Raw genomic sequence first — 26,048 nt, 5'->3', positions numbered from 1 at the left:
GGCGAATCGGAGAATGGCAATACTCGCTTTCGTTCGTACAATTCGGATGACATTCCTTCTACTCGTCTTCACCCTGTTGACCGCATGCTGGGACTTTCACGATGCGCGCCAGCTTACCTACGGGTCGACGATCGGCGTCGATTACCGCAACAATGCCTATACGATGTATGCGCAATCGTTGAACTTGGCCAATATCGCCAAGAGGACCGGCCAACAGACGAAGGCGGCAACCTCCATCGTCGGCATCTCCCAAGGCGAGACGGTCGCGGAATCGATGTTCCATCTTTACCAATCGGAGCAGGAGCCGGTTTATTGGGGTCACATCTCTTCGATCGTCTTCACCAGGCAGGCGCTTGAGAACGTAACGATCGAGAGCTTGGTCGATTCCATTAATCGCTATCGCGATCTTCGTTATAACGTGTGGGTATTCGGAACCGACGAACCGATCGAACGGATATTGGAATTCTCGCCGTATTTCGGCTATTCGCCTTATGATTCCAGGCTCATGAAGCCGGATCAGACCTTTCGGCAGTTCTCCGATATCGCTCCGATCTATCTCAACCGGTTCGTCTCGGATTATTTCGAACGGAGCCGAACGCTGCTTTTTCCCGAGTTGGCATTGGACGATTCGACTTGGACCGAAGGAGGCAAGAAGGTTCCGACGGTAAAGCTGAACGGGTATTACGTATTCGCTTCGGAGAAACTTTCCGGCAAGCTGACGATGGATCAAGCGATCGGCCTGAGGTATATGAATGAACGAACGCATCGTACCAAACTCACCGTATTCAAGAACGAGCAGCCGGCCGCGCTCCTCGTTCTGGTGAAACCCAAAGTCAAAATCCGGCACAGCGTGTCCGGCGGGATCGTCCGATTCGACGTGGGCATAAGCATGGAAGCTTATGTGGACGAGATGCTTCAAGAGGTCCCCGAATCGTTCCTAGTGCAGCAAATTCGCGAGAACGTGGAAGAAGCCGTACAAACAACGTTCGAGGAAGGCAAGCGGATTAACGCGGATGTCTACAACCTGACCAATCATCTCTACCGATTCCATTATCAGACTTGGAAGCGCAACGTGACCGATCAGCTGGATATGAATAAAGTCGATCTGCGCCGCGTGAGAGTCTCGGTTCTGATTCGTCACTCGGGCAAGTATAAAGCCAGATTGAAATGATTAATCGTCTCTCGTAATTGCTAAATTGGCTTACGGATATGCGCGCTGATATAATCTAGTAAAACGAGGGATAGGTGAAGTCATATGACCCATGCATTAGCAAAATTAAAGGAATTGATTACCGAAGTTCCCTTAAAGATTCAAGCTATTCCGGAGGAAAATCTCACCGCCAAGCCTCAACCTAATAAATGGTCTAAAAAAGAAATTCTTGGCCATCTGTGCGACTCCGCTCTGGTCAATCTGCAGCGGTTCGTTCGCGCGCAATATGAGCCGCTGCCTTATCAAGTATTGAAATACGAGCAAGATCAATGGGTAGATCGGATGAATTATCGTGCCCTGCCCACCGCTCACCTGTTGAATTTATGGGCAGCATTAAATAATCAGATCGTCGCCGTCCTAGAGAATATCTCGGAAGACAAATTAAAGAACTCTTGCGACGTTGGCGAAGCGAAGATTGTCTCGCTGGAGTGGCTGATCGATGACTACCTCGAACATATGGAGCATCATCTCAGACAAATTTAAAAGCAAAAGAGCCTCTCTGCGAGGCTCTTTCATTCAACCCAGATATTTCCCCGTAATCGATTGCTCCGCGTGAACGATCTGCGCAGGCGTGCCTTCGAACACCACCTGCCCGCCATTGCTGCCTCCGTCCGGTCCCATATCGATGATCCAATCCGCACGGCTGATGACATCAAGGTTATGCTCGATGACAATGACCGTATTCCCTGCTTCCACGAGGCGGTTCATGATCTCCAGCAGGTGGCCGATATCGGACATATGCAGGCCGGTCGTCGGCTCGTCCATCACATAGACGCTGCCTTGCTTATGGAGCTCGCTAGCCAGCTTAATGCGCTGGCATTCGCCGCCGGAGAGCGTGCTGAGAGGTTGGCCAAGCTTCAAATAATTCAACCCCACGTCGCTCATCGCCTGAAGCTTGCGCCCGACTTCCTTGAGCGGGAAGAACTCCAACGCTTGCTCTACCGTCATCTCCAACACATCGGCAATGTTCTTGCCGTTGTACCGGTAAGCAAGAACCTCTTCCTTGAACCGCTTGCCGCCGCAGGCATCGCACGGCGTCTTCACGCTTTCGAAGAAGGATAGGTCGGTATAGACGACGCCGAGTCCTTGGCAGTTCTCGCAGGCTCCCTTGGAGTTGAAGCTGAACAAGCCTTGGTTCACCTTGTTAACGGATGCGAACGCCTTGCGGATATCATCCATGATGCCGGTGTAGGTGGCCGGATTGGAGCGCGTAGACACCCCGATCGCCGATTGGTCGATGACGATTGCATCCGGATGCTGGCTGAGGAAGACATCGTTAATCAGCGTGCTCTTGCCCGAACCGGCGACGCCGGTTACGACGGTCAACACTCCGGTCGGAATGTCGACGTTGACATTCCGGAGGTTGTGAAGATTGGCATTCCGGATCGCCAGCTTCCCGGTCGGCTGCCTGCTTTCCCGCTTGATTTGGAGCGTACGCTTCATGTGAATTCCCGTCAACGTATTTGCTTCGAGCAAGCCCTCGAAGCCGCCCTCATAGACGATGGTGCCGCCGCGGCTGCCCGCATAAGGACCGACGTCTACGATATGGTCCGCTACCTTGATCACATCGGGGTCATGCTCGACGACAATCACGGTGTTGCCTTTGTCGCGGAGCTTCCGAAGCAGCTCGTTCAAGCGGTGAACGTCGCGCGGATGCAAGCCGATGCTGGGCTCGTCGAAGATATACGTGCAATCCACCAGGCTTCCGCTTAGGTGCTTGACCATCTTGACCCGCTGCGACTCGCCGCCGGATAGCGTATCGGTCTCCCGGTCCAACGTCAGGTACTCAAGCCCGATATCAGCCAGATGCTGCAGCCGTTCCGCCAGAGACTTGATGACCGGCGCCGCTTCCGGGATGTCCAAGCCGCGGACGACTTCGATGAGCCGCCCAACCTCCATCGCGCACATATCGGCTATGTTAAGGTTGTCGATCTTGCAGCCTAATGCGGCCTGACTCAGCCTCGCGCCTAGGCAGCTGGGGCAGGTTCCTTCTATGATGAACGGCGCAACCTTCTCTTGAGTGCGTTCGGACATCGTTTTGATATCGCGCTTGATGTACTTGTTGGCGAACTTCTCCAGGAAGCCTTCTACGGTTATGTTCACGGACTTTCCGCCGAAGGAAGTCGCTACCTTCTTCGCCTTGCCGTACAGCAGCTCCTCGAGCTCCTCTTCCGAATAATCGCTCAGTTTCTTGTCGGGATCGAAGGAGCCCGACTGCACGACCATCGTCCAATCGAAGCTGTCCACCGAATAATCCGGCAGCCGGATGGCGCCTTCATTCAACGACTTCGACATGTCCACCGCTTTGCTCTTATCGATGCACAAGCTGCGTCCGATCCCGTTGCATTGCGGACACATGCCTAATGGATCGTTAAACGAGAACAGATTCGCCGATCCAACATGCGGTTGTCCTACTCGGGAGAAGAGTAGGCGCAGGATAGGCGTAATGTCGGTAATCGTCCCCATCGTGGAATGGGAGCCTCCGCCCAGCCTCTTCTGATCCACGATTACGGCCATGCTGAGATTCTCGATCCCGTCCGTGTCCGGCTGCGGATAACGCGGCAAGAAAGTACGCACGAACATGCTGAAGTTCTCATTCAGCAATCTCGCGGATTCCGACGCGATCGTGTCGAAGACGATCGACGACTTCCCGGATCCGGATACCCCGGTGAAGATCGTGATTTGCCGTTTGGGAATTCGCAGCGATACGTTCTTGAGGTTGTTCTCCCTGGCTCCGTTAATGACGATAAATTCTTGGTTGGCTTCGCTCATGCCGGCCTCCTTCCTTGATCTTCGGCTAGCTTATTCCGCAAGCAGCTTCTCGAGCTCGCCGTTCCAGTTCGTCCAGCCGTACTTGGCCCCGCCAAGCGCCCGTTCGTTCGAGATGCCGGACTGTTCGAGATGAAGGTTAACCTGGCCGCCCCCGAGATCCTGAAGCGTCCACGTAACCGTATGCTTTTCCCCGCCCGCCCAGGTATAGGACAACCGCGTAGGCTCCTCCACGATCAGCACTTCTCCTTGGATGATTCCGTCCCAGAATTCGGTCGGCTGAGCCCGGAACGTGAACTGATGCCCGACGATGGGCTTAAAGTCGTTCTCCAACGTCCATTTGGCCAGCTTCTTCGAATCGGTTAAAGCGGCCCAAAGCTTCTCGATCGTCGTCTTGTATTGGAAATCCAAGGTTAACGTTAAACTCATTCTTCTTCTTCCTCCTCCAATAGTTGCCCCAAGCGCATGAGATTGTCCTGCCAGAACTTGCTATAGAAAGACAGCCAGTCTTGTACTTCCCGAAGGGGAGCGGGATTCAGCTTGAACCTCGTCTCTCTGCCTACTTTGCGGTCGACGACCAAATCCGCTTCTTTAAGAATCGTCAGGTGCTTCGATACCGCCGTACGGCCCATCTGGAAATGGATCGTCAATTCATGAAGCGGCGTCTCCTTGCCCTCCGCCAACAAGCGAATCAGCCGACGCCGGGTCGGATCCGCGATCGCGTCGAATACATCCCGCACAACAGTGGTTCCGCTCACAACACCCTCTCCTATTTGCTTCGATTATCCAAATGGACACCTTAAGGTGACAATTCGATTGTAAGACGCCGTTCGGCGTCGTGTCAATGCGGGAACCCGGAAATTAGGATTCCAGGATCCCGCTGTTTAGAATAGTTACTTTAACGATCGGCTTCATGCGAAGCTTCGGATACTCTTGTTCCCAGTTCATCCCCCGATAAAGCCTGGGGTGATGGGCGGCAATCTCATGCGCCAATTGGAAATAGTCGCAATTCGCTTTCTTCAACGTCGCAAAGACTTCCTCGGCAAGGGATTCCATATTTTGCGCTATCCCCTTTTCGAGCTCGGCCAATTTTTCGTCGGTGTATTTTTCTCGGTTTAAATCCTGCTCCACCAATTTCAGCTCCACTTTTAACTCGATGTCCACTTCTTTGACGTCTTTGTCCGCTGCGATCACTCGAATCGATCGTTTGGATCCCTGGACGAAAGCCGAATAATTATCGTTATTCACTTCGCCTATGATCAATTGGGATCGGCCTGCCGCACCGTCCAAGAGATTCGCGAGCTGCGTTTGTTCGTTTGTCAGATTGATCCCGGTGTATTTGCCGTTCGTGAACAGGGACGTCCCGCTTAGCCGAACGCCGTCTTGATAGGGCTCGAATCGGTTCAGCGCGAAATCGTTCCTGAATTCCGTACCGCCGAGGATATAGTGCAGCAGCTTATTCGAAGGGATCTTCCCTCTCTCCTTCTCGTCGTCCAACAGACCGATTAGGAAATCGGGGACCGTGCGTTCCTTTATCGTCTTCCTACCCAGGAGTTCGCTGAGATCGCCGTCATAAAGCGCTAAATAAGCATATAAGGGGTTCGACATAAACTGGGCCGTTGAATCCAGGTATGATAAAGGCTTATCCCTCGCAAAACGGGGACTGATGAGATATAACCGGGTTTCCAGGACGGAGAGGTTGCCTGACAATTCTTTGTTCGTCTTCGCCACTGCTTCATAGAGGCTGCTTCCCGACGAGCCAATGAATAGGCTGGACGGTTTGCCGCCCCCTTGATTGGCCTCTTGAAGCGATGAGATGATAAAGTCTACCTTGAGCTTCTGTTGATTGTCCGCGTAATCGATCCCGACAACATCGACGAACAGCAGCTTTTTGAGCTGCAGTTGATCCCAACACCCCGTCAACAGCAAGCATAGGAAGAGAACGGATCCCTTCTTCCTCAACTCTTGATCCCTCCGTAACGTCGAATTCCGGCCACGATCAGCAAGAGGAACGGCACGGCAACCACGAAGAATACGGACATTCGATCTTGAATGGACGCGATTTCGAGAATCAAGCCGCGCTTCCGGATGAATAAGCCGAAGACGAAACAGATCGCGACGCTCCCCCATACCCATGCGCCTTGTCTGCCTAAGCCTTGATTGCGAAGATTCATGTAAGCTTTGGCCGCCAGGAAGTAATATACGATAAGCGTTGCCGTAACGACGGATAGGTAGAAAATAAGAAATAGAGTATCGATGCTCTGCAGCACCTGAACCCTATAGTTCTTCAAGATGAAGACGATCGGCTCGGGAATGACGTTTAGCTGCCTCGTGCTGAACATGGTCGAGCAAATCAGGCAGACGATGACATAGAAGGCGGTCGTGCAGCCGTTGGCTAGAGTCATCGTCAGAAGGATTCTTGGAGCGCCGCCCTTTCCATCCACATACGGGTACGCATAGAGAAGCACCTCGTACCCGACATAAGCGCTAAACGCCGCATACGCTCCTCTCAGTACGGGCGACCATCCATTAGATAGCACGGGAAGCAGATTCGTCGCATCATAACCATAGACTCCGCTGAAGAGGATCAACAGGAATCCCAAGATCGGGAAAAGGATAAAGGTTTGAACGACATTAGCCAATTGGCGGAGAGAGGCCGTTGCGGCAAATCCGCATACAATCAGGATCAGCAGCAAGATGATCCATCTCGGCGTGTAGATAAACAGCCACCGATTCAGGATGTCGGAGTACTGCAGGCCGAGCAATAAGCCGGAGAAGACGTAATAGCTTCCGTAAAGGAGATTGATCAGGCTCTTCGCGGGAATGCCGACAATAGAAGCCGTATAGGAGAAGTAGTTCCGTTCCGGATAACGGCTTCCCAGCCGCCAGAGCACGAGGATCCCGAGTTGCCCCGCCAATCCGGAGAGAAGAACGGCAAGCCAAGAATCCTGAGCCGCGATTCCCGACTCCACATGAGGCAAGGATAACACTTCGGTCCCCAGCTGAGTCATCAAGACGAGCGCGAACAGCTGTCTAGCCGTGATGGATTGTTCCCTCCTCATCTTCTCCATCCCCTCGGGTTGCGCTGCCTCGTTCGGTTGCTTGGCGCGGTATCTCTCGGCCGCTCCCTTTGTTTCCACATCGGCGCTCTGATCAACGTATCCTTCGCTGCTTGTGCGGTGAACGGCGGAGCATAGTAAGCGACTCCTAACGTACTCGCCTTGCACAGATGAATAACGATCATCATAAAGAAGAAGGCAAGTCCCAATAAACCCAAGAGCGAGGAGATAAGAAGAGCCGGATAGCTTAACAGTCTTGCGGCGCTGCTCATCTCGTAGGACGGAATGATAAAGGAAGCCACCCCCGTCAAGGCGACGATAATGACCATCGCATTCGAGACTAGATTGGATTGCACGACGACGGTACCGATGACGATGCCTCCCACGATGCCGATCGTTTGGCCGATCGGATTCGCCAACCTCACCGTCGCTTCCCTGACAACCTCGAGCAATAACATCATGAAGAGAGCTTCGAGCAACGGAGGAAAGGCAATGTACTTCATCGAGCTCTGGAGCGTATTGACAAAATTGATCGGCAGCAGCTGAGGGTTGAACGAGCATACGGATACATACAAGCCGGGCAGGCCAAGCGTAATGAAGAAGCAGCATAGGCGCAACAGCCGAAAAATCGTGCCCAGCAGCCAGCTGATCTGATAGTCGTCCGGACTCTGCAAGAAAGACCAGAAGGTTACCGGTAAAATAAGGCTGTCCGGAGAACCGGAGGTTAGGAGGACGATCTTCCCTTCCATAAGATGCGCTCGAGCCCGGTCCGGCCGTTCGGTGACGAGCTGTTGCGGGAACAGGCTGAACTTCTTCTCGCGGATCAGTTCGTCGATAAATCCCGGCGCTTCCACGTAGTCGATGTCAATGCTTCGGAGCCTGCTTTCGATCTCCTTCACGAACGTCGAATCGGCAATCGATTTGATATAGAGGAGCGCTACCTTCGTTCGCGAGATCCTTCCGACGGTCGTCATCTTGACGATAAGCTCGGAGGAAGGAATGAGATTTCGCATTAAGTTGATATTCGTATGGAGATTCTCGATAAAAGCTTCGTTCGGCCCCCGCAAGACTCTTTCATTGGTCGGGATATTGATGGATCGTTCTTTCTTTAGATCCGTCCCAAGCAAATAGATCTTGTCTCCGTTCGATCGTTGGAGGACCGTCTTGCCGCCCAAGATCGCTTGCACGGCTTCCCCCGGATTGTCCGTCTCCGCGTAATCCAGAATGGAGACGACTTCTCGAATAGGATCATTAGGCCGCAGTAAGAGAGGCTTCAGGATATAATCCTGTATAAGAGCGGAATCGACTAACGTCTCGAAGTAATGAATCTTGTACCGAGATACTCCGAGGTTAAGCTCTTGGGACCGATAATCGTGTTGTTCGGCGAAGTGCTCGCCGACTAACTTGTCGAATTCAAGGCCGATCGTTGCAGGCGTCAATGAGGCTCCTCCTTATTCAAGAGTCTGCCCTAGTATATCCAATTGCAGGGAACTTACGATCAGGTACGAAGTTAGGCAGTCGGCCATAAGCTGAAGGATAGCAACCTGGAGAGGCGGGATGATTCCACATGAATTTCGAAGACGCGCTGCGATCGAATATTGTCGCCGCGGCGCGAGAGATGAGTACCGGCGGTACGAGGTTCGCCACCTTCCGTACATCGTTCTGCAATAAGAACTATTGGTACCTGACGAATAACGGGGGCTTCCATATTCGCGACGGCGTTTCCCCGTCGAAGGGCATCCGGGATATCTTCTCGAACGGATCCAAATACGGCTTCGAGTGCGCCACCGCCGTCGTCATCCTGTTCTACAAAGGAGTCTTGGACACGATCGGCTCGACGAAGTTCAACGAGTTGTTCGGCAGACTGCTTCTGCACAGCTGGGATACGGACGCCGACTTGGGCGTGTCTTCCGCAGAAGTCAGCGCTTCCTACGGACGGCCGGGGGATTGCCTTTACTTCAAGAACCCGGACGTGAATCCCGAGAAGATGGAATGGCAAGGCGAGAACGTCATTATGCTCGATCAGGATTTGTACTATGGCCACGGCGTCGGCATCCGATCGGCCAATGACATCATCAACGCATTAAATAGACGCAGACGGTCGGGCGCGGACCGATCCGCTTACCTGGAAGACTTAATCGTCTATCCGGACTACGATTACCTATCGCAATTCGCTCCTTCCGATCTTCGCCAATCCTATATCGGCCTTCCCTTCCCTCCCGGACTTGCCGCCGTCAAGGCACGTATCGGCGGACGCCGTACCCTTCGAATGTAAACGGGAAGAAGCCGTGCGAGCGCACGGCTTCTTCTTCCGTTTAACGTCTTCATTTAGAGGCTCGTTCCCGCTTGCCTCCCGTTGACAGCCTTTCCCTGTCCCTCGGCGAACGCGTTGCGGTTCGACCAGCCGACTCCTGCGGCCGCGGCGCTGATTGCGGCAGCGATCAGATACATGGATACGATCCCCAACCGCTCCGCGAGATAGCTCATCAAGAGCAAGGATACGCCGAAGATCAAGTTCATCAACGTGTTCTGGGCGGAGAAGACCTTGGGCAGCTGATCCCGGGTGCAGCTTCTCTGAATTAGCGTCTTGCGAGAGATGGCCGACAATTCCGTGAACGGACCCGTCACCAAGACGATCAACAAAGTAAGGGGAGCAACCTTGTTTATGGCAAACACGGCCGTGCACATGGCATACCCTAGCAACCCGACAATCATGAACAGGAACAGCCGATTTTCCAACCGTCTCACGAGGGCAATAACCAGAATGCCGCCCAATACGGTTCCGGCGAAATAACCGGCGTTGATATACCCCCACCACTGTTCGTCTTTATGCAGAACGTCCTGCACGAACACAAGCAAGAAAGCTCCGACCCACACGGAGCTGCCCAATGCGTCGGTCATATCCATAAGGCTCATGGAACGAAGCCGTCTGGACTGCCACAGCAGCTGCCATCCTTCCTTCAGGGTGTTCCATCTGGTCTCGCTTCCGCGGCGATATTCCCGCCCCGTTCTCACATCCCATAGACTGCGCCGCTTGGACTCGGTCGGATCTTCGATCAGCAGCGTAACTGCCATCGCAACGCCGAAGCCGGCGGCTACGGCCAGCAGAACCGGGAAGGATCCGAAGGATGCCACCAGTACCCCGCTGACCGCCCATCCGGCGAATTGAATGATCTGATCGGTGGTGGCGATCATCCCGTTCGCCTTCAGCAGCGCTTCGTCTCGGACGAGTCTCGGAACCAGTGCATTGCGAGCCGGCGTCGTCCAACCGTCGAGGAAGGAGATCGCGGCGATAATCGCATAGATAGGCAATAAGGCGGTTCCCTCGACATGAGGGGACAAATAGACGGCCAACGCGCCGAATAGCAGGAACTGCCCCAGCTGGGACACCGTAAGCAGAAAAGGCAGCCTGTATCGGACGATCATGAGCGGTGCCGCTAATCCGCTTAGCAGCTGCGCGGATACGCGCATCAAAGGGACCATTGTCGCGAAGATAACCGAGTGGGTCTGGTTGAGCACGTAAGTGATAAGCGCGACTAAATAGAAGGCGTCTACCAGGTTGGACAAGGCCTGCGAGCCCCACAAGTAATAAAAAGACCGTTTAGCGTTCACTTTTATCTCCCCGTATTCAATTTTAGATTTAGTTTGGGCAGTGTAAAAAGTGAATCAAATCGGTCTCATATGCCTACTCCTCCCTGTCCTTTTCCTCATTTTTCGCTTAGCCTCTGACCACTTCCGCCCCGATCGAACCTTTGAAGTGGCGCAGCGCCCATTGATGGCCGGCTTCGTCGAAGCTCGCGACCGCATCCTCATGAATGATTATCTTATAGCCTTTGTTATAAGCGTCTACCGCGGTATGAAGAACGCAGATATCCGTGCAGACGCCGACCAAGTGAAGCTCCGATATGCCGCGCTCGCGAAGCCGAAGATCGAGATCCGTGCCCGCGAACGCGCTGTATCTTGTTTTATCCATCCAGCGAACGTTCGCTAGCGTTCGATGAGCTTGATAGATTTCTTCCAGTTTGCCGTACAATCGCCTGCCGGTCGTTCCTTCAATATTATGCGGCGGGAATAGTGTCGTTTCCGGATGATAGGGATCGTTCTCCCGATGAATGTCGATTGCGAAGATGACTTCGTCGCCGTTCCGAATGAACTCGTCCGTCAGGGCCGCGATTCGGGCTTCGATCGCTTGTCCCGGCTCCCCGCAGGTCAGTGCCCCGTCACTGGCCACGAAATCGTTCGTATAATCGATATTGATGAGGGCTCTTGTGAACGCCATGCTTCGCAACTCCTCTTCCTGTTTTATTTACACCAAAGAATATCGTTTCCCATTGGCTTTGTAAAGAACGTCCCGCAGCATAAAAAAAATCCGCGCAACGCGCGGATCGGAAATGGCCGTATGGATGATCGAACGTTAGTTAAGAGAGATTTGGTCGGAAGAAGGTTGATGCTGCTGTTTTCTTCGGGACCATATCACCACGGGGATCAATAGAAGAGCAAGTCCGCCGCCGGAGAGCGACAAGGCCGAATAACTGGAATGTGCGGCAACCATGCCGGATACCGCTCCTCCCGAAGCTCCCGCAAGCGCGATCAACACGTCGATGGTTCCTTGCGTCTTGGCGCGCGTTGCCGGATCCGTCGCATCCACGATGAGAGCCGTTCCGCTGATCAAGCCCAAGTTCCAGCCAAGCCCCAACAGAGCCAACGCGATAATCAGGACGAACATGGAGTCGGCCGGCGCCAAAGCCGCAACCAGTCCGGCAAGAAGAAGCACGCCGCCCGATGCAATCGACATGGTCGCACGACCTATTTTATCGACAAGTACTCCTGTTAGGAGAGATGGTAAAAACATGAATCCGATATGAATGCCGATGACGATTCCGACATCGCTTATGCTATGTCCGTGATGCTTCATGTGAACGGGCGTCATGGTCATGATGCCGACCATCACGACTTGCGTGAGGATCATGACGGTCGTCCCGACGATCAGATTCCGGTTATTGACCTTAGAAGCGCTCGATGGCGCTTGGACTGAGCCATTCGTCGCCGATTGCGCCCGATAGATGGCTTGAGCGACGACGAACGGATCCGGACGGAGAAAGAGGAGAAAAACGAAACCTGCCAGTATATAGGCTGCGGCAGCAAGAATAAAGGGCCCCGCCAAAGCCGGAACTCCGATGGAAATCGCGAATTTGCCCATGACTTCCACCAAGTTCGGACCCGCAACCGCCCCCAGCGTCGTCGTGACCATCGCGATGCTGATCGCTTTGGCGCGTTGATTCGGCTTCGCCAGGTCGGTCCCGGCATATCGGGCTTGCAGGTTCGTCGACGTTCCTGCCCCGTAGATAAAGAGCGAGATAAACAAGAGAACAACGCTGTCTTGAATAGCCGCGAAAATGACTCCTATGGCTCCAATTCCACCAGCCATAAAGCCGGCGGAAAGTCCCCAACGGCGGCCTAAGCGCTGCGAATAACGTCCTACCAGGAACGCAGCCAGCGCAGAACCGAGGGTAAATAAAGCTGTTGGTATCCCCGCATAGCTTTCCGTTCCCAGCATGTCCTGGGCAAGCAGTGCGCCGACGGTTACCCCGGCGGCCAGACCGGCTCCGCCGAATATTTGCGAGATGACGACGATCCAGAGGGACCTCTTGAACAATTGTTGCTGCAAGCTTGGCGAATTCACGTACTTCTGGATAGGATCGGGTTCATGCTTCATCGCGTAGAACCGCCTTTCTTCTATAATCAATTCGAACCGCATTTACCTATCTTCGATTGGAGTGCTCCAGATGATGCTTCCATTCATGCACGCCTTCTTCCAGCATGGAGGCCTTTATCCCGTTTCTCTCCAGAATTTCGATGGCCTGTGCCGACAGAAGGCAGTAAGGACCTCGGCAATAAGCCACGATATGCTTATCCATCGGCAAGGACGACAAGTGCTTCTCCAGTTCATCGATCGGCATCGACAGGGCGCCGGGGATATGCCCGCTCGCGTATTCATCCTCCGGCCTTACGTCCACCAGCACGACTTCCCCCTTCTCCATGCGTTCTAGAAGTTCGTCAAGAGCAATAGGCTCCATTCGAGCCCGATGCTCCAATACTTCTTTCTTGAGCTGTTGGATCTCGATCAATTGCTTCTCGCTTAGCTTATGCATGGATACCATGAAGTCGGCGATCGAGCGCTCGGCAATCTCGTAGATGACGTAATTGCCCTTCTTATGGAAGCGCACCATCTTCGATTCATGTAGGGTCTGAAGATGCTGGGAGACGTTGGCTACGCTCATTCCCGTTAGCTTGACCAGCTGCTCCACGGATTTAGGTCCTTGGGACAGCAAGTCGATCAGCTCCAGCCGCTTCGGACTGGATAAACATTTGCCTATACGCGCAAACTCCCGGTAGAGTTGATCTTTCCATTGACGTTCAAACTCCATTGCGCCCACCTCAACTATTCAATAGATTTATTGAATAGATCCCATAGTAGGCGATACCCTCCCTCCTGTCAAGGTCATGTGCTGGGCGAAAATAAAAAAACCGCGCGGAGCGCGGATTTATCCATATGGGAGTGACTGGCGAAGGAGTAGATAGATGAGGCTGTCAAAGCCCGTTGATGCTGAAACGATGCTGAATCCATGAGCATACTCTCGGATATCGTGTGCAGGCTCTAATCGAATTCGCTTCTTCCTCATGGCGCCTCCATTCTAGCAGGTCCCTCTCCACAGCAGTTTATCGTCGATCAGTTCCTAGCTTAGAAAAAGGCTTCCGGATATTTCAACTCGCCTTTCATTTTTAGAAGCGCCCCTTCCTTAACTTCGTAGACCATAAATATGTCATCGGACACCTCGAACTGTAGCAATTCAAGTCCAAACGGTCTCGCCGGCTGGAATCCCAAACGCGGATAATAACTAGGATGTCCGATTAACAAGACTAATTCGTATCCTAGATCCTTGCACCTCTTAATCCCCTCTTGAATCAAGCTGCTTCCAATTCCCCGTGCTTGCATGTCCGGCTTCACGGCTATTGGGGCTAATACGATTACGGTATGCGATTCCTCTTGATCTTCTACTGTGGCTTCGCTTAATAATAAATGACCAACGATTCGATCATCCATTTCCGCCACAAGCGACAACTCGGGAACGAATCCTTCGGACGTTCTTATCCGCTCCACTAACTTCGATTCGTCTTCTCTATTACCGAAGGCTTGATAATTCAAGTCATAGACTTCCTGGTATTCCCGTTCATTCTCCGTTCTTATTATCATCAAATAACCCCATTTCGATATGGATTCTACACCTCATCCGCTGGATTGATGATGGCCAGCACCTGAAGATCGGTCCAGACTCCGTTTACCTTCAGCTTGCTTCTGGCGATTCCTTCCTTCTGGAAGCCGGCTTTCTCAAGCACGCGGATAGAGCCTGGATTCCGGAGCGTGGCTTCGCCATAGATCCGGTGGAACCCTAGTTCCTCGAACGCATATCTGACCAGTTGCTTCACGGCTTCGGTCATATAACCCTTGCCGTTATAAGCTTGATCGAGACTATATCCGATCATGCAGCTCTGCTGCGGTCCTCTTGTCACGAACGTTAGGCCGACGGTGCCGATCACCTGGTCATTCTCCTGTTCGCAAATAACGAACTCGTATCTCCGATCCTCGTCTCTATCGGTCTTGCTTTGAATGATCCGTTGGAGTTGATTCTCTTCCGTATAGTAATCGTCACCGGGGCTCGGCGAGAACTCCTCGAAGAATTCCCGGTTTCTTTTGTATAGGGCTGCCAATTCAGCGGTATCTGCTTCCTGCGGAAAGCGAATATAGATTTGACTCTCTGACATCGGCCAATCCTCCTGTTACCCAACAAGCCCAATAGAGCGTTTTATCTTAGTATAATTGTCATATCCTCGCTCGTCGAGGAAGTCCCCGTCTCAATTCGCCCTCGCTCCGGCCAACGTCTAAAGCTGCAGAAGCATTCCTCCCGCGGCACCGGCCAACACGACGAGCCAAGGCGGCGTTCGCCAGAAGACGAGCAGGATAAACAACAGGGCAGCCAGCGCGAAGTCGGCCGGAGCCAGGATGGCGCTCGTCCATAGAGGATCATACAACGCTGCGAGCAGGATCCCGACGACGGCCGCGTTCATTCCGATAAAAGCTCCCTGGGCCTTCTTGCTCCTCCTAAGCGAATTCCAGAACGGCAGCGCCCCTACGATCAACAGAAACGCCGGAAGGAAAATCGCCGTCGTCGCGATCAGGGCGCCGATGACCCCGCTTCTCATCGCTCCCAAGTAGGCGGCGAACGTAAACAGCGGCCCCGGCACCGCTTGCGTCGCTCCGTAGCCCGCCAGAAAGTCGGCTTCGCTAACCCACCCCGTAGGGACGACCTCCCTCTCGAGCAGCGGAAGAACGACATGCCCTCCTCCGAAGACAAGCGCGCCCGACCGGTAGAAGCTGTCGAACATGGCGAACCCATCGGAAGCAACCCATTGTCTTAATAACGGCAATGCGAATAAGAGGCCGAAGAAGATAGTCAAACAGGCAATAGCCGCCCTGCGGCTTATGGGAACCGCAATATCCGCCGAATCGCCAAGCTCCCTCTTGCCGTACGCCGCTATCCCGATGAGGCCGGCTCCGATAATCAACAGAATCTGAGTGGCCGAGGAAGGCCATAGCAGAGCGATCGAGGCGGCTAGGATCGCGATCGTCACCCGATAGCGGTCTGGCGTGAGCTTCTGCCCCATTCCAAGGATGGCTTGGGCGACAATGGCGACGGCAACGATCTTGAGTCCGTGTATCCATCCCGCGCTTCCGATATCGAAGCCTTGCATCAGCAGAGCGAACAGGACAAGAATAAGGACAGAAGGCAGAGTGAACCCGAGCCAAGCGATTATCCCGCCTAGCAAGCCTGCCCGGATCACGCCGATTCCGATGCCGACCTGGCTGCTGGCCGGCCCGGGAAGGAACTGGCAGAGGGCCACCAGATCGGCGTAGCTTCGTTCGTCCATCCATTTCCGGCGCTCCACGTATTCCTGACGAAAATAACCTAAATGCGCGATCGGGCCGCCGAACGACGTCAGGCCGAGCTTAGCCGACGCGGCGAAAACTTCCAACAATGCTCTCATCCGGATCCTCCTAACAAAGAAATGCCTCTTCGTCATAGTATAATGACTTTCGAGGCATTCTTTGTTATCCCTATGTTAAATCGCTGCTAGATTAAACAATCGTGTTGCTGATCACTTTCGAGAAGCCATTCAGAGCGGCCGTATTCATGAGCTGGCTGATGGTCTCGTAAGCGGACCTGCTGAACGTATACCATTGGTCCTCCGTCGCGTTATAGAGCAGGATCTCCTCATAACCGGCCAATTGTTCTTCGGGGACCGAGTGAAGCAGGGTGTAGATATCGTATCGGGTTAAGCTCTTTCCTTGCTCGTCCAAGAATTCAAATTGTCCATTCTTATAATAGGAACCAGGAACATCCAGATTCACTTGCCACGAGTAACTGGATGGCGCATCCACTTTCTTGCCTATGTTCGCTTCGAAGGCGTCGAAGACGGCTTCGATATTCGCATTGCCGTAGTATTGAGTGATCATTCCGCCCATCGTCATATGGAATTCATTCTGCAGCGCGGCTACTTTAACTCCACCGATCAAGAGAGGAGCGTTATCGATCGTTACCGTCGAATCGCTGTAATTCACCGTGCTGCCGAACGTCTCCGCAATAAAGCGGAGAGGCACCATGACTCGATTGTTCTTGATGTACGGCTTCACGTCGAGCGGTAGCTTCACCCCGTTCTTCACGGCTGTCGCGCTGCCAGGCTGGAGAGTCAAGGTCAACTTGCCCTTCGCGATCGTGACGACCGAATTCGCCCAATTCACCTTCGCTCCCAGATTCTCGCTGATGATGCGCAGCGGCACCATCGTACGATTGTTTTTGAATTCGGCCTTCACGTCCGATTTAATCGCAACGCCGTCGATCTTGATCGGCTGATCAGCCGCATAAGCGGGCAACGCCGCGGCGAGCAAACCTAAGGTTAGAGTCATGCTAGCCAGAACCTTCTTCATGTCGATTGCTCCTTTAAGTAGAAAATTAGCTGTTTCTGCTTCCCACTATTGGACGCATCGCATCGGATAAGGTTGCTACTCGACCTGATAGAGATAGATTTTCCAAGCGGACTCCGGATTGTCGAAGCTCTTCAAGAGACGAAGCCTCTCTTCATCGGCATTCCGAATGGGGACAGACGAGAAGAGATACTCCCCTCCCAGTGAACGGAATGCATCCGTATTTAAGTCCAGATGTCGAATCTCCTTCGCGGAATCCTTCCTATAGTCATACTTCTTGCCGAGCTCGCTAACGAAGACATAACACCGTCCTCCCCAATGGTCGAAGTACGATTCAAGCTCCGGGCTCTTCTCCAATTCGCCCGCGATGATCTTGCGGAACTCGTGCTTATACGTTAGCGGATAATAATTGTTATAGGTATCCAAGGTGTAGAATCCGTTGTATTGGGCGATCGCCGGGTGAAGCCCGATGCTGGCCACGCGGTACGAGCTCTGGGGCTTCCCGATAAAGTCCCTGATCTCTTGGAACTGCTTGGTCGCGTAGAACTGCTTGACGGACGGTTCCCCGTATACGCGGTACACGATCTCGTCATTGCACAGCAAGAGAATGATGACTTGCGACACCAAGCAGACGCGCACCCACTTGGGTCCTTTTCCCCCCGCCTTCCAGAGAATGCCGAGACCCAGCGCGAACCCCACGTAGATCACAAGAGGATGCAGAAAATGAAACCGCGCGAAATTGAACGTCGTGAGGATGGAGAAGTGCTCCTTCAAAGGCGCCCAGGCTCTGTAGAACCAGAAGGCGTACCAAAGCGATAGCACGCCGTTCAGGATCAACAGGTAAATAAACCGTTTGTTCTCCTGCCGGCTTCCCCGGCGTATCACCACTCTTAACGCAAGGAAAAGAACCGGCAGGATGACCAGCGTGTGCATGGTTAGCACGTGGCCGTGGCCGACGAGGAAATTGCACAGGGCAAGCAGCAGCGTATGGCCGAAATTCTGCGTGGATTCGACGAATTCGGAACGGCTTGTCGGGACGCTGGACAGAACGATTCCGAATAACAGCCGATATTCGATCGCCAGATACAGCCCCGTCATCAGAGCGATGCTTCCGAGGAAGACCGGATTCCAATCTCGCTTCTTGATTCGATCCCGAAGCCAGAGCAAGCCCATCGCCGTCAAGAAAAAGAAGAACCCCAGCACGAAGCTGGAATACAGGGGCAGCAACAGAAGGACCAGCCACGATCTCCAGGACTTCTCCCGGTTGCGGATATTCAGGAACGCCCATAGCGCCAGAGGCTGTCCCAGCGTGCTCAGCATGCCGGACGGCCAGAACGGGGTCAATGCGAACGCCAAAGAGACGCCAACCCGGATCAGCCCCCCGGCCTCCTCGCGGACAAAGTGCTTCTTAAGCAGCCAGTACATGCCGAGGAAAGCGAATACTCTTGTGATGGCCTGGCTGAGCGAATAAGCGATCATGGTCGGAAAGAGCGCATAAAGCCACACGATTCCGCTGAATTCCGTTCCATACGCTCCTCTAGGCAATCCATTGATCACTTGGGGGACGGTCGCGTCAATCGGTCCAAACAGCTCGTGGCTGCGCGTGAGCACCTTGTACCAAGCGACATTGGAATCCAAATTATCGTGAACCCGCACATGTGCGTTATCTCCCAGAATCAATAACGGACTTAGATAAAGCAAAAGAAAGAAGAAGGCCGAAATGATAAGTAGCTGCTCTCTGGACAGCCTTTGGCTTAAATATCTCATGTTCACCCTGCCTATATGGCCATTTTCGAAAAAGCAACCGAGTCGCTGCCGATGTCCTTCCCAGTATAGACAGCAATTATTAATCATTTATAAACTGAAATCGCGATTTCTATCCAAAAAAAACCACCGGCGCCAATGAAAAGCGCAGTGGTTGAAGGGTAACGGGCTATTGCATCAAGCCCAACATCTTGCACAGGTAATCTTCAGCGATAACGTTCCTTGTTGCCGCCTCCTAAAGTCATATGAATAAGATAACCGAACAGGTCGAACGTCAACGTGCTTTCTCCGCCTTTTATCAGCTTTTGCTCCAAACTCAACTGCCTCTTCACGCTCTCGAAATAGTCCTTGCCGTCGACTCCATAGGTTAGCTCAATTCTCGGTTTAAGCGCGGCCATCGAGATCGGCACCCACCTTCTGTCTGTCGATACGACTACCGCGTAGGCGGAACCGGCTATCATAAAAGCAAATCGATCGTCCTCCAGCTCGCTCCTCATGCCCAGAACCTTTCTCATCCATTCTTTGGCCGCAGCTAAACGAATGGGGGCAAACGGGAGTCCGACTTCTCGAAGGAACAACACTTGGAGCTTCCCGAATGGCTTTGGGACTTCTCCGCGGAGATCCTCGTGCGCGATCAACTCGAGCAGATGCCCGTCTCCATCTCGAAAATAGACGTTCTGTCCCCCCGGGTACCGATTAATCCGGGTACCATCCTGCCAGGCTAACAAAGGGACGACTTGCCCTAGTTTGGCTGCAATCTCTTCGAAGGCTAAGAAGGGAACCTCGAAAGCGAAGTGTACGGGAGCGATCGGTTCTTCCGTCTCCGCGAAGATAAGCTCGCTATTCTCGGAAGACTGAACCCGAATCTCGGTTTCTTCTTCTTGGATAATGGGAAATCCGAGTATATCGCGATAGAACTGCTTCACGCCTTGAAGGGAAACGGTGTGCAGCTTTAGACTCGCAAAATGAGTGATTATCGGGCGTTCGCCTCCGATCTTCCCGCCAGCCTGCCGGTCAAATCCAGGAAAGCCTCCATCGCTTGCTCAGCGCGGGAATCAAGCTCAGCCGTCTCCGGATTCTCGTAACGGGAACGCTGATTCCCGCCGATGGAGATCCAGTGCGGGCTGTTGATGCCATGAAGGTTGCGCACGGTCATCTGCAGCTGCGTCAGAGAACTGATGCCTACGGCGCCCCCGGACGAGCTGATCAAGAGAACCGGCTTGCCCGAGAAGTGTTCCTTGCCCAGGAAGTCGATCGCGTTCTTCAGAACGCCGCTGATCCCTCCGTGGTACTCCGGCGTGGACAAGACGATTCCGTCTGCATCCATCATGATTCTACTCAGCTTCTGTACGCCGTCATGGTGCGCGTAGCTGTCATCCGGGGAGTAGAACGGCAGCGGCCGCTCCGCAAGATCGAAGACGCTTGCTTCGACTTGCATTCTTTCCATCCGATTGACCATTGCCTTAGCCAGATTCGTACTTGTTGCGTTAATACGGTTGCTTCCTGCAATCACTGCGATCTTCATAGGCCTCTCACTCCTTGGGTTAGAACCCTTTGTCTGTTCTAGTTACCCTTATTGTAGAGAACGGCCTCTCCTCGGTCGTCGGCTGCAAGGATGAAGTTACAGCAAAGAGGCTCTCAACCGTTCGGTCGAGAGCCTCTACGACTTTAGTCGGAGACGATAACGGATTCGGTTCTACAAGCCAATCCCCCGTTTAACGGCGAAGATGGCCGCTTGCGTCCGGTCGGAGAAACCCAGCTTGTCGAGCACATGGCTGACATGGGTCTTGACGGTCTTCTCCGTAATGACGAGTGAATCGCCGATCTCCTTATTGGACTTGCCCGAGGCGAGATGCCGAAGCACCTCCATCTCTCTTGGAGTAAGCCGGGCAAGCATGTCCTCTTCGATCGCTTCCGGATCGTTGCGGCCATGGGTCATTTCGGAGCCTGACAGATGGCTGACAAGCAATCCGGCGGCGTCCGGATGCAGCTCCACCCGGCCTTGATGGACCCGCCTGATCGCTTCGACAAGCGTCTCCGGTTCGATGTCCTTGAGCAAGTAACCCTTCGCTCCGGCTTGAATGGCAGGCAGCACATGGTCCTGGTCCGCGAACGACGTAAGGACGATGATCTTCGTCAACGGCTGCGCTTGAACGAGCCGAGCCGTCGTCTCGATCCCGTTCAGCACGGGCATATTGAGGTCCATCAGGATAACGTCTGGCTGCAGTTCAAAGGCACGATCAAGCGTTTCCTGCCCGTTGGAAGCTTCTCCGACCAATACGATATCCGGCTGCGTCGCCAGAAAAACTTGCAGGCCGCGCCTGACCATGGCATGGTCGTCCGCGATAAGCAATCGAATCGCCATCCGTCCCCCTCCTTTTCCAAGATCAGTCACTTACAGCCAATGGGATGGCTGCCTCAATCGTAGTTCCTTTTCGATAGGCCGTCTGTAACGTCAAGCGGCCTCCCAACGATTCTGCCCGTTCGCGCATCGAAGACAAGCCGATCGAGTGCCGCTTCAACTCGGCGAGTCTCTTATTCGTGATGCCTATGCCATGGTCGATTACCCGCAGAATGGCTTCTTCCCGCCTTAGGATAAGGATCACGTCGACGTCGGACGTACCCGAATGCTTGCTTGCGTTGTTGAGAGCCTCTTGGCCGATACGCCATAACGCCTCTTCGACCTCTCGAGGCAGCTCCATGACCCCGTTTACTTTCGTTTGAACGTTAAGCTTAAGCCGTTCTCCGTATTGTTTGAGCCCCGTAGCCAATCCGGCTTCGAGCCCGGCGGGACGAAGCTGCATGATGAGCTCCCTCATCTCTTTGAGGGCGCTCTGGGACAACGTCTGCATATCCTGCAAGGATTCGCTCAAGAGATCGTCTTTGCCCGTTGAGAGAAGACTTGACGTCCCCTTCGACATCATGGCGAGCGAGAATAACGTCTGGCTGACGGAATCATGCAAATCCCGGGCCAGCCTGTTGCGTTCCTCCATGCGGGCAATCTCGCGCCGATTCCTCTCCAGCCGAATCCGTTCGAACGTCAGGCCAATATGGCCCGCGAGCGATTCGATCGCTTCGGCATCGGTACGATAACGATCATCCTCCGTATCGTAGCCGATCAGGAGGATCCCCGACGAACCCCTGCCCGGACAAGTGACCGGAGCGGCTGCGGCCTTGGCCGCACGGGGCATCAATCCATGGCGTTCGAGCCAAACGGCCAGCTTCTCCGCTTCCTCCCTGCGGATCGAAGCCGTCTCTCGATGAATGGAATTGTCCTCGAACCAATCGATGTCGTCCATCGGCGTCTGAAGCTGCGGAATCATCGTTTGTCCTTCCGCATAGACGGCTCGTACGACAAGTTCGCCCCCGATAGGTTCGAACAGCGCCGCATAGGGCCAATCGAACAGGCGGCCCACCAGAGACAGGGCATGCTTGAACAGCTCGGCCCGATCCTCCTCTTGGGCCGTCGCCGCTCCTAAAGCGCTGCCGTATTCGCCCAGCTTAGCGAACAAAGCGGCTCTTCTCTGTTCGGCTGCATAGAGCCGCATTCGTTCGATGGCGCTGCCGATCTGCAGGGCTATGGATTGCAGCAGCTCCAGCTCCGTTTCTTCGAAGCGGATTTTACCGGGTGAGGCGACGTTCAGCAAGCCGAAGCGTCTATTGCCGGATCGCAGCGGCACGGTCGCATGATGCGTAATTCCGCAAGTGTCTCCCCAAGCATATCTCTCCGCATTCTCGATCCGCTTGCAGTTCATGATATTGACGGCATTCTTGAGTCTGCCGTCTTTATAACGGTTCAAGCACCAGCAATCCCCGCAGCGCATCGGTTGGGCATCGTTATAAGACAGGCCGGGAGGCAGACGGCTTCCTGCGGCGAATTCGTAGGTTCCGCGTTCGTCAACGAGGAACAGCCATCCGGCCGCCAGTCCCGTCAGCTCGAGCAGCTTCTCGAGGACGACATGGAGCATGGCGTTCAGATCGTTGTATTCGTTAAGCGTCTCGGCGATCGTCTTAAGCGTCGTCAACTCCTGAATATGAAGGTCCCGTTGATCCATGGCCTCTCCGCCTCCTCCTTCTATGGACGAGCTGGACATCTGCTAGATCTCGCGAATATACCAGGCATCGCAGGCGAAATGATCGGACCCGGCGAGAGGAGCGTCCAGCTTGTTGAATCCGTGCTTCGCATAGAAACGATTGGCGGCCTGCATGTTCTGCAGCGTCTCGAGATAGCAAGCCCGATAATGCTGCTTGGCGAATTGGATAGCGATCCGAAGCAGCTCCGCCGCCGCCCCGGTCCCTCTCGCTTCCGGCAGCAAGTACATTTTCTGCAATTCGCAGATCTCCCCCTCGGGAGAACCGAACTCCGCAATGCCGCACCCGCCGACGATCTTGCCGCTTGCATCGAGAGCCACCCAATATTCCCTTCCCTCTTGAGCGTAGAAGTCCGATAGATGGCTCAAGCTCTCATCCTCCCATGCCAGCCCGGCGCGGTTACCGCCGAACTCGATCAAGCATTGCCGGATAATGGTCTCGATGTCTTCGTTATCTTGAACCCGAATCGGTCTAATGTTCATCTTGGAGCCTCCGTGACGAAGTGTCGTTTTCTATTCTACTGGCCGCTTCCTTTGGTTTCAATGCGCGAGAATAAAGAAAAGCCGTTTCTTATTGAAGGTGCGGCTCATCGTGAAGAGCTGTCCCGATTCCGTCAGATGAATTCGATATAATCGAGGCTCCGGTTCACTTGGATCAGGACTTGCTCCGCGATGTAATTCGCCGAATATTTAAACCCGTTCTCTACCCAATGCATGATGACCCCGACGAAGGCGGACATCCGATAGCTAAGCATGATCTCATAATCAATGTCGTCTTTCGTTTCTTTGATGACGATATGCATCTCTTGTTTCATCGATCGGCGAAGCATGTTATAGATATCGAAGTAAAAATCCTTATTGACGGACACGATCGCGATGAAGGTCTCTTTGCGATGCTCGATATGCTCCAACAGTCTAAGGGTGGACGGGAAAATGTGATGGGCGTCGATTCGTTCCAATCCTTCGTATGGGGCCAACAAAGCTTCGGATAGATCCTTCAGGATCTCCTCTTTGATCGCGGCCAACAGGTCCTCTTTGTCCAAATAATGCTTATAGAAAGTTCCGCGATTATAGTCCGCACGGTTCGCAATATCCGATATGGTGATGGCTTCGTAGCCTTTCTCGTGTATCAATTCGACCAGAGCCCGCTTCAGGGCGATTCGGGTACGGTTTATTCTTCTGTCGTTCGCTTCTTCCATGTCCGCTAGACTCCTATTCGATAAGGGGCTGTTCTAGGAAAACATTATAGTCATTCGGGGATCCGCAATACAAGCGATGAAGAAAAGCCCGGCCTTCTCCAAGGTGGAGAAAACCGGGCTAGCTTGTCGGCTAACGGTTATAGCGGGGGGTTATTGCCCCATCATGCCGCCGTCGACGGTATAAAGCGAAGCGGTTACGAAGGAAGCCTCATCGGACAGCAGGAAGTTCATGACGGCCGCAACCTCTTGCGGTTCGCCGTAGCGTCCCATTGGCGTTGCCGCTTCGTTCAGCTTCTTATAGTCTTCGGGATTGCCCGAATTTTTCTCGATTTGACGCATCATGCGAGTGTTAATCGTCCCCGGCAATACGGCATTGACGCGGATGCCGAGCGGCGCCAGCTCGTTCGCGACGGAACGAGTAATGCCGATAACGGCATGCTTGGACATGACATACGGAGACATGCCCGGCGCGCCCATCAAGCCAGCAAGCGACGAGGTATTGAGAATGGCGCCGGATTGCTGCTTCTTCATGACCGGCACGACATAGTGAAGGCCAAGGAACACGCCGCGAACGTTGACGTTGTAGACGAGATCGAGCGCGTTAACGCTAAGATCGTCCACATTGCCGAGCGGCCCTTCGATGCCGGCGTTGTTCGCGAAGTAGTCGATCGAGCCGAATTTCTCGACCGCTTTGTCGACGTAGTTCTTAACGTCTTCCTCTTTCGATACGTCTGCCGCTACCGCCAGGGAGTTGGAATCGTTCAAGCCCAGCTCTTCGATGACCGCTTTGACGGCTTCTTCCTTCAAGTCAACCAACACAAGATTCAGCTTGCGTTCGGCCAGACGGCGCGCAAGCTCTTTGCCGATGCCGCCGGCGGCGCCGGTGATAATCGCTGTTTTTGCCATGATGGATATTCTCTTCTTTCCGTATAGAGTTTGATATGAAACCAGGTTTCATTTTTTCTTGGGGCCCATCTGTAGTTTAAATCGTTACAGATAGGTGAACAAGAATCAATGCAACCGGGAATGTCATCTATCCGACAGATGGCGATCGACTGTCGCCCAATGACCTTCATCTTCAACGAAACTCTTTCGAATGTTGATTGAACCGGAGATGGGTCCGAGGGTAAGCTTTCCCCAAACAAAGAAACCCATGCATCCGGATTCCAGATGATGGGTTTCTCAGCATATGAATAATTCCGATCTTAACGGATTCCATTCTTATTTCTCTACGAATAAGTACTCGACTTCATCGCGGTTCTTGTACAGCTCCCAATATTTCTCCGCAATCGCATCCGGATCGTAGAAGGTTCCCTTGGATACATACCCTCCGATCGTAACCGTTCCGACGTAGACGTTATGGGGCTTCAGTTCTTGGGCTAACGAGAAGGCAAGAGAACGAACGGCCGCTTTGCCTAAGGACAAGGAAGCATATTCGGCGCTCGGATAGAGCGCGAATCCCCCGCCCGTGATGAGGATGGTTCCCTCCTCCCTCTTAACGAACGCTGGGATCACCTGCTTGACGCTGGAGAGCGCGCCGACGACATTCACCTTGAAGTCGTCCAACAGATTCTCTTCCGTCAGAGCGGATACGGAGGTCTGGGAGATGACGGCCGCATTGTAGAGCAGCACATCAGGCTCGCCATGTTGCTCTCGAATGGTTCGGAAGGCTTCGGCGATCGATTCCGCCTTCGAAGCGTCAGCCGGAACGGAGAAGGTTTCGATTCCCTGCCTGCTTAGTTCGCTTGACAGCTTATCCAGCGATGCTTGATTGCGCGAGACGAGGGCAACCTTAAATCCTTCCGTTCCGAATCTTCTGGCGACTGCCGAGCTAACGCCCGGACCGGCGCCTACGATGACTAATAGAGGCTTGCTCATACGGTTCACTCCCTTAATGGTTTTAACATATCATAC

General features: G+C 53.6%; 26 protein-coding genes. 3 read left to right on the top strand and 23 right to left on the bottom strand.

Features of this window, described 5'->3' with window-relative positions; all coding sequences use genetic code 11:
• The first annotated feature begins 13 nt into the window (after nucleotides 1-13).
• Together ELR57_RS11075 and ELR57_RS11070 are read left to right on the top strand one after the other, a co-directional pair.
• Entirely contained in the window at nucleotides 14-1,171 is a 1,158-nt protein-coding gene (locus tag ELR57_RS11075) for a Ger(x)C family spore germination protein (RefSeq protein WP_158629999.1), read from the top strand.
• A gap of 84 nt (nucleotides 1,172-1,255) precedes the next feature.
• Complete coding sequence (locus ELR57_RS11070; RefSeq protein WP_126959132.1) at nucleotides 1,256-1,693, top strand: DinB family protein; 438 nt, start codon at nucleotides 1,256-1,258, stop codon at nucleotides 1,691-1,693.
• A gap of 33 nt (nucleotides 1,694-1,726) precedes the next feature.
• Here ELR57_RS11070 and ELR57_RS11065 read toward each other — a convergent pair whose 3' ends face one another.
• The 6 genes from ELR57_RS11065 to ELR57_RS11040 form a co-directional block, all read right to left on the bottom strand.
• Nucleotides 1,727-3,982, bottom strand: coding sequence for an ATP-binding cassette domain-containing protein (locus ELR57_RS11065; RefSeq protein ID WP_126959131.1), 2,256 nt, complete (start codon nucleotides 3,980-3,982; stop codon nucleotides 1,727-1,729).
• A gap of 30 nt (nucleotides 3,983-4,012) precedes the next feature.
• Complete coding sequence (locus ELR57_RS11060; RefSeq protein ID WP_126959130.1) at nucleotides 4,013-4,408, bottom strand: SRPBCC family protein; 396 nt, start codon at nucleotides 4,406-4,408, stop codon at nucleotides 4,013-4,015.
• Nucleotides 4,405-4,737, bottom strand: coding sequence for an ArsR/SmtB family transcription factor (locus ELR57_RS11055; RefSeq protein ID WP_126959129.1), 333 nt, complete (start codon nucleotides 4,735-4,737; stop codon nucleotides 4,405-4,407). The genes ELR57_RS11060 and ELR57_RS11055 overlap by 4 nt, the downstream gene beginning before the upstream one ends.
• Nucleotides 4,738-4,840: 103 nt before the next feature.
• Nucleotides 4,841-5,941, bottom strand: a complete 1,101-nt coding sequence (locus ELR57_RS11050; protein WP_126959128.1) for a Ger(x)C family spore germination protein — start codon at nucleotides 5,939-5,941, stop codon at nucleotides 4,841-4,843.
• Nucleotides 5,938-7,041: a GerAB/ArcD/ProY family transporter gene (locus ELR57_RS11045; RefSeq protein ID WP_126959127.1), complete on the bottom strand. Its 1,104-nt coding sequence runs from the start codon at nucleotides 7,039-7,041 to the stop codon at nucleotides 5,938-5,940. Before ELR57_RS11045 ends, ELR57_RS11050 begins: the two co-directional genes overlap by 4 nt.
• Nucleotides 7,038-8,477 carry a spore germination protein gene (locus ELR57_RS11040; RefSeq protein ID WP_238162483.1) on the bottom strand — a complete coding sequence of 480 codons (1,440 nt, stop codon included), beginning with the start codon at nucleotides 8,475-8,477 and terminating at the stop codon, nucleotides 7,038-7,040. The genes ELR57_RS11045 and ELR57_RS11040 overlap by 4 nt, the downstream gene beginning before the upstream one ends.
• 128 nt (nucleotides 8,478-8,605) lie before the next feature.
• Between ELR57_RS11040 and ELR57_RS11035 the strand changes: the two genes are divergently transcribed.
• Nucleotides 8,606-9,313 (top strand): protein-glutamine gamma-glutamyltransferase, encoded by a 708-nt coding sequence (locus ELR57_RS11035; protein WP_126959126.1) that lies wholly within the window; start codon nucleotides 8,606-8,608, stop codon nucleotides 9,311-9,313.
• A gap of 53 nt (nucleotides 9,314-9,366) precedes the next feature.
• Here ELR57_RS11035 and ELR57_RS11030 read toward each other — a convergent pair whose 3' ends face one another.
• The 17 genes from ELR57_RS11030 to ELR57_RS10950 form a co-directional block, all read right to left on the bottom strand.
• Nucleotides 9,367-10,650 carry an MFS transporter gene (locus tag ELR57_RS11030; protein ID WP_126959125.1) on the bottom strand — a complete coding sequence of 428 codons (1,284 nt, stop codon included), beginning with the start codon at nucleotides 10,648-10,650 and terminating at the stop codon, nucleotides 9,367-9,369.
• Nucleotides 10,651-10,756: 106 nt separating this feature from the next.
• Complete coding sequence (locus ELR57_RS11025; protein WP_126959124.1) at nucleotides 10,757-11,317, bottom strand: cysteine hydrolase family protein; 561 nt, start codon at nucleotides 11,315-11,317, stop codon at nucleotides 10,757-10,759.
• 135 nt (nucleotides 11,318-11,452) lie between these two features.
• Nucleotides 11,453-12,754: an MFS transporter gene (locus ELR57_RS11020; protein ID WP_126959123.1), complete on the bottom strand. Its 1,302-nt coding sequence runs from the start codon at nucleotides 12,752-12,754 to the stop codon at nucleotides 11,453-11,455.
• 46 nt (nucleotides 12,755-12,800) lie between these two features.
• The gene (locus ELR57_RS11015) at nucleotides 12,801-13,466 is read right to left on the bottom strand and encodes an ArsR/SmtB family transcription factor (protein ID WP_126959122.1); all 666 of its coding nucleotides are present in this window, start codon (nucleotides 13,464-13,466) and stop codon (nucleotides 12,801-12,803) included.
• A gap of 314 nt (nucleotides 13,467-13,780) precedes the next feature.
• On the bottom strand, nucleotides 13,781-14,293 hold the full coding sequence (locus tag ELR57_RS11010) for a GNAT family N-acetyltransferase (RefSeq protein WP_126959121.1): 513 nt from the start codon (nucleotides 14,291-14,293) through the stop codon (nucleotides 13,781-13,783).
• 26 nt (nucleotides 14,294-14,319) lie between these two features.
• Nucleotides 14,320-14,862: a GNAT family N-acetyltransferase gene (locus tag ELR57_RS11005; protein WP_126959120.1), complete on the bottom strand. Its 543-nt coding sequence runs from the start codon at nucleotides 14,860-14,862 to the stop codon at nucleotides 14,320-14,322.
• A 117-nt stretch (nucleotides 14,863-14,979) separates the two neighbouring features.
• Nucleotides 14,980-16,143, bottom strand: coding sequence for a chromate transporter (locus ELR57_RS11000; protein WP_126959119.1), 1,164 nt, complete (start codon nucleotides 16,141-16,143; stop codon nucleotides 14,980-14,982).
• 91 nt (nucleotides 16,144-16,234) lie between these two features.
• Complete coding sequence (locus ELR57_RS10995) at nucleotides 16,235-17,083, bottom strand: copper amine oxidase N-terminal domain-containing protein (RefSeq protein WP_126959118.1); 849 nt, start codon at nucleotides 17,081-17,083, stop codon at nucleotides 16,235-16,237.
• 75 nt (nucleotides 17,084-17,158) lie between these two features.
• Complete coding sequence (locus tag ELR57_RS10990; protein ID WP_126959117.1) at nucleotides 17,159-18,847, bottom strand: DUF6044 family protein; 1,689 nt, start codon at nucleotides 18,845-18,847, stop codon at nucleotides 17,159-17,161.
• Between the two features lie 203 nt (nucleotides 18,848-19,050).
• Nucleotides 19,051-19,794, bottom strand: coding sequence for a VOC family protein (locus tag ELR57_RS10985; protein WP_370452257.1), 744 nt, complete (start codon nucleotides 19,792-19,794; stop codon nucleotides 19,051-19,053).
• A gap of 23 nt (nucleotides 19,795-19,817) precedes the next feature.
• Nucleotides 19,818-20,369, bottom strand: a complete 552-nt coding sequence (locus tag ELR57_RS10980) for an NADPH-dependent FMN reductase (RefSeq protein WP_126959115.1) — start codon at nucleotides 20,367-20,369, stop codon at nucleotides 19,818-19,820.
• Between the two features lie 171 nt (nucleotides 20,370-20,540).
• Nucleotides 20,541-21,209, bottom strand: coding sequence for a response regulator (locus ELR57_RS10975; RefSeq protein WP_126959114.1), 669 nt, complete (start codon nucleotides 21,207-21,209; stop codon nucleotides 20,541-20,543).
• Nucleotides 21,210-21,231: 22 nt separating this feature from the next.
• A complete protein-coding gene (locus ELR57_RS10970) occupies nucleotides 21,232-22,899 on the bottom strand; it encodes a GAF domain-containing sensor histidine kinase (RefSeq protein ID WP_126959113.1) in 1,668 nt (555 codons plus the stop codon).
• A gap of 42 nt (nucleotides 22,900-22,941) precedes the next feature.
• Nucleotides 22,942-23,418 (bottom strand): GNAT family N-acetyltransferase, encoded by a 477-nt coding sequence (locus ELR57_RS10965; RefSeq protein WP_126959112.1) that lies wholly within the window; start codon nucleotides 23,416-23,418, stop codon nucleotides 22,942-22,944.
• A gap of 131 nt (nucleotides 23,419-23,549) precedes the next feature.
• Nucleotides 23,550-24,134 carry a TetR/AcrR family transcriptional regulator gene (locus ELR57_RS10960; protein ID WP_126959111.1) on the bottom strand — a complete coding sequence of 195 codons (585 nt, stop codon included), beginning with the start codon at nucleotides 24,132-24,134 and terminating at the stop codon, nucleotides 23,550-23,552.
• 150 nt (nucleotides 24,135-24,284) lie between these two features.
• Nucleotides 24,285-25,040: an SDR family NAD(P)-dependent oxidoreductase gene (locus ELR57_RS10955; RefSeq protein ID WP_126959110.1), complete on the bottom strand. Its 756-nt coding sequence runs from the start codon at nucleotides 25,038-25,040 to the stop codon at nucleotides 24,285-24,287.
• 315 nt (nucleotides 25,041-25,355) lie between these two features.
• The gene (locus ELR57_RS10950) at nucleotides 25,356-26,012 is read right to left on the bottom strand and encodes an SDR family NAD(P)-dependent oxidoreductase (RefSeq protein WP_126959109.1); all 657 of its coding nucleotides are present in this window, start codon (nucleotides 26,010-26,012) and stop codon (nucleotides 25,356-25,358) included.
• Nucleotides 26,013-26,048 lie beyond the last annotated feature (36 nt).

The organism is Cohnella sp. AR92, assembly GCF_003990975.1.
GTDB lineage: Bacteria > Bacillota > Bacilli > Paenibacillales > Paenibacillaceae > Cohnella.
This window is presented reverse-complemented; position numbering and strand designations above follow the sequence as displayed.